This is a genomic window from Streptomyces montanisoli (assembly GCF_017813245.1).
GTDB lineage: Bacteria > Actinomycetota > Actinomycetes > Streptomycetales > Streptomycetaceae > Streptomyces > Streptomyces montanisoli.
This window is the reverse complement of record NZ_JAGIQL010000290.1, coordinates 1-4,043: the sequence shown is the minus strand read 5'-3', so window position 1 is coordinate 4,043 and position 4,043 is coordinate 1. Positions and strand designations below refer to the sequence as shown.

The following is a 4,043-nucleotide window of genomic DNA, read 5'->3' as shown; positions in this document are numbered from 1 at the left end:
CTCGGCGAGGCGCGCCTGGCGGCCGACGCGCACGCTGTCGCCTGCGCGACGGAGCAGGGCGGGCACGGGCACGCCGACCCGACGGGCGCAGACGCCGTGCGCGCGGCCGCGCTCGCGGTGCTCGAGCTCGGCGAGCGCGCTGACCCGCCGCTCGCCCTCGACTACCTCGCCCTCGTCGACCCGGCGGACTTCACCGAGGTGCCCGACGACTTCACGGGCGACGCGGTACTCGCGGTCGCGGCCAGGGTCGGCACGACACGCCTGATCGACAACGTGGTCCTGACCTTCGGAGCGGCGAGCAGATGACGAACGGCAGCGGCAGCGGCAGCGGCGGTGCCACCCGTACCGGTATACGGCTCGCGGCGCCCGAGCCCGGATGGTCGATCGAGGCGGACGTCGTGGTGGCCGGCTCGGGGGTCGCGGGCCTCACGGCGGCGCTGCGCTGCGCGGCGGCCGGGCTGCGCACGGTCGTCGTCACGAAGGCGCGCCTCGACGACGGCTCGACGCGCTGGGCGCAGGGCGGTATCGCGGCCTCGCTCGGCGAGGGCGACACCCCGCAGCAGCACCTGGCGGACACCCTGGTGGCCGGCGCGGGGCTGTGCGACGAGGCGGCGGTGCGCGAACTGGTGACGGAGGGCGCCCCGGCCGTGCGGCGGCTGATCGCGGCGGGCGCCGAGTTCGACCGCGCGGACGACGGCGAGCTCCAGCTCACCCGGGAGGGCGGCCACCACAGGCGCCGCATCGCGCACGCGGGCGGCGACGCGACCGGCGCGGAGGTCTCGCGCGCGCTCGTGGCCGCCGTACGCGACGCGGGGCTGCGGACCGTGGAGCACGCGCTCGTCCTCGACCTCCTGAAGGACGAGCGGGGCCGGGCCGCGGGCGTCACCCTGCACGTCATGGGGGAGGGGCGCGACGACGGCGTCGGCGCGGTACGCGCGCCCGCCGTGGTGCTGGCGACGGGCGGCATGGGCCAGGTGTTCTCGGCGACGACGAACCCGTCCGTGTCGACGGGCGACGGCGTCGCCCTCGCCCTGCGCGCGGGCGCCGACGTCTCCGACGTGGAGTTCGTGCAGTTCCACCCGACGGTGCTGTTCCTCGGCGCCGGCTCGGAGGGCCAGCAGCCGCTGGTCTCCGAGGCGGTACGCGGCGAGGGCGCCCACCTGGTCGACGCGGACGGCGTCCGCTTCATGCTGGGCCGCCACGAGCTCGCGGAACTCGCGCCGCGCGACATCGTCGCCAAGGCCATCATGGGGCGCATGCGCGAGCAGGGCGCCGAGCACATGTACCTGGACGCGCGCCACTTCGGCCGCGAGATGTGGGAGACCCGCTTCCCCACGATCCTCGCCGCGTGCCGCGCGCACGGCATCGACCCGGTGACGCGGCCCATCCCGGTGGCGCCCGCCGCGCACTACGCGTCCGGGGGCGTGCGCACGGACCTCGCGGGCCGCACGAACGTGCCGGGCCTGTACGCGTGCGGCGAGGTGGCGTGCACGGGCGTGCACGGCGCGAACCGCCTGGCGTCGAACTCGCTGCTCGAAGGCCTGGTCTTCGCCGAGCGCATCGCCGACGACATCGCGGTCGCGGCCAAGGAGCGCGGCCCCGCGGACCAGGAGCGGGCCGCGGGCCACGCCCCGGACGCGCGCGTGGCGCCCCTGATCGACCCCGCCGCGCGCGTGAGCGTCCAGCGGGCCATGTCCGCGGGCGCCGGTGTCCTCAGGTCCGCGGCGAGCCTGCGCGCGGCCGCCGAGACGCTCGCAGCCGTCCGGCCGGGCACGGCGCCCGTGGAGCCCGGCACGCCGCCCGTGGAGCCGGGCACGGCGCCCGTGGAGCCCGGCGTGGAGGCGTGGGAGACCACGAACCTGCTCTCCGTGGCCCGCGCGCTCGTCGAGGCCGCGCTGCGGCGCGAGGAGACGCGCGGCTGCCACTGGCGCGAGGACTTCCCCGACCGCGACGACGACCGCTGGCGCCGCCATCTCGTCCTCGGCCTCGGCCCCGAGGGGTCCCTCGCGGTCACCGCGACGCCCACGGCCGACCTCAACCCGCAGTCCGACCGTTCCCAGGGAGCAGCAACGTGAGCACGCCCGAAGACACCCCGCGTCCCGAGCCGGTGGCCGTGCCGCTGATCCACATCGGCGCCGCGCCCGCAGGCGGCTGCGGCGACGACGGCTGCGCCTGCGACGCGCCCGAGGACCTGGAGTGCGGGCTCGACCCCGCGCTCGCCCAGCTCCTCGCGGACGCGGGCCTCGACCCCGTACAGGTCGAGGACGTCGCGCACGTCGCCGTGCAGGAGGACCTGGACGGCGGCATCGACGTGACGACGGCGGCGACCGTCCCCGAGGACGCCGTCGCGACCGGAGACTTCACCGCGCGCGAGGACGGCGTGGTGGCCGGGCTGCACGTCGCCGAGGCCGTCCTTTCGGTGGTGCTCACCGACGAGTTCGAGGTGGAGCGCCACGCGGCGGACGGCGACGCGGTGCGCGCCGGGCAGAAGCTCCTGAGCGTCACCGCGCGCACGCGCGACCTGCTCACGGCGGAGCGCAGCGCGCTCAACATCCTGTGCAGGCTGTCGGGCATCGCGACGGCGACGCGCGCGTGGGCCGACGCGCTCGAGGGCACGAAGGCGAAGGTGCGCGACACCCGCAAGACGACGCCGGGACTGCGTGCGCTGGAGAAGTACGCGGTGCGGTGCGGCAACGGCGTGAACCACCGCATGTCGCTCTCGGACGCCGCGCTGGTCAAGGACAACCACGTCGTCGCGGCCGGCGGCGTGGCGCAGGCCTTCCAGGCCGTGCGCGACCGGTACCCGGGGCTCGCCATCGAGGTCGAGGTCGACACGCTGCACCAGCTGCGCGAGGTGCTCGACGCGGGCGCCGACCTGATCCTGCTGGACAACTTCACGCCGGCCGAGACCTCGGAGGCCGTCGGGATCGTGAACGGCAGGGCGTTCGTCGAGTCGTCGGGACGGCTCACCCTCGACAACGCGCGCGCGTACGCGGAAACGGGCGTCGACTACCTGTCGGTGGGCGCGCTCACGCACTCGTCGCGGATCCTCGACATCGGCCTCGACCTGCGCGCGGTGGACGCCACGGGGGCGGACGCCTGATGCTGCTGACCATCGACGTCGGCAACACCCACACGGTGCTCGGCCTCTTCGACGGTGACGAGATCGTCGAGCACTGGCGCATCTCGACGGACGCGCGCCGCACCGCGGACGAGCTGGCGGTGCTGCTCCAGGGTCTTATGGGCATGCACCCGCTGCTCGGCATGGAGCTCGGCGAGGGCATCGAGGGCATCTCGATCTGCTCGACGGTGCCCTCGGTGCTGCACGAGCTGCGCGAGGTCACCAGGCGGTACTACGGCGACGTGCCCGCGGTGCTGGTGGAGCCGGGCATCAAGACGGGCGTGCCGATCCTGATGGACAACCCGAAGGAGGTCGGCGCGGACCGCATCATCAACGCGGTGGCCGCCGTCGAGCTGTTCGGCGGCCCCGCTATCGTCGTGGACTTCGGCACGGCGACGACGTTCGACGCGGTGAGCGCGCGCGGCGAGTACGCGGGCGGCGTGATCGCGCCCGGCATCGAGATCTCGGTCGAGGCGCTGGGCGTGAAGGGCGCGCAGCTGCGCAAGATCGAGCTGGCCAGGCCGCGCAGCGTGATCGGCAAGAACACGGTCGAGGCCATGCAGGCGGGCATCGTGTACGGCTTCGCCGGCCAGGTGGACGGCGTGGTCAGGCGCATGGCAAGCGAGCTGGCCGAGGACCCGGAGGACGTGACGGTCATCGCGACGGGCGGCCTGGCGCCGATGGTGCTCGGCGAGGCGTCGGTGATCGACGAGCACGAGCCGTGGCTGACGCTGATCGGCCTCCGCCTGGTCTTCGAACGCAACGCCCCCCGCCTGTAGCCCTGCGGGCAGCAGGCAGCACACGGGCCCCGGGCGCGCACGTCACCGCTCTCGTGCGGCGGGGTCGCATGCCGCGGAGCCCACGGCCCCCGCGCGGACCCCGACGCCGTACGGCCCCGGAACAGATGCCACGCGCCGATGCG

Annotated in this window: 4 protein-coding genes; all 4 read left to right on the top strand. The window is 75.2% G+C overall.

Going from position 1 to position 4,043, the window contains the following annotated elements; all coding sequences use genetic code 11:
* Nucleotides 1-306, top strand: a 306-nt coding sequence (locus JFN87_RS32275; protein ID WP_209345946.1) for a pantoate--beta-alanine ligase, incomplete at its 5' end; no start/stop codon positions are given.
* On the top strand, nucleotides 303-2,075 hold the full coding sequence (locus JFN87_RS32270) for an L-aspartate oxidase (protein WP_209345944.1): 1,773 nt from the start codon (nucleotides 303-305) through the stop codon (nucleotides 2,073-2,075). The genes JFN87_RS32275 and JFN87_RS32270, both read left to right, overlap by 4 nt.
* Entirely contained in the window at nucleotides 2,072-3,103 is a 1,032-nt protein-coding gene (nadC, locus tag JFN87_RS32265) for a carboxylating nicotinate-nucleotide diphosphorylase (protein ID WP_209345942.1), read from the top strand. Before JFN87_RS32270 ends, nadC begins: the two co-directional genes overlap by 4 nt.
* Complete coding sequence (locus JFN87_RS32260) at nucleotides 3,103-3,900, top strand: type III pantothenate kinase (RefSeq protein WP_209345940.1); 798 nt, start codon at nucleotides 3,103-3,105, stop codon at nucleotides 3,898-3,900. Before nadC ends, JFN87_RS32260 begins: the two co-directional genes overlap by 1 nt.
* Nucleotides 3,901-4,043: the final 143 nt, after the last annotated feature.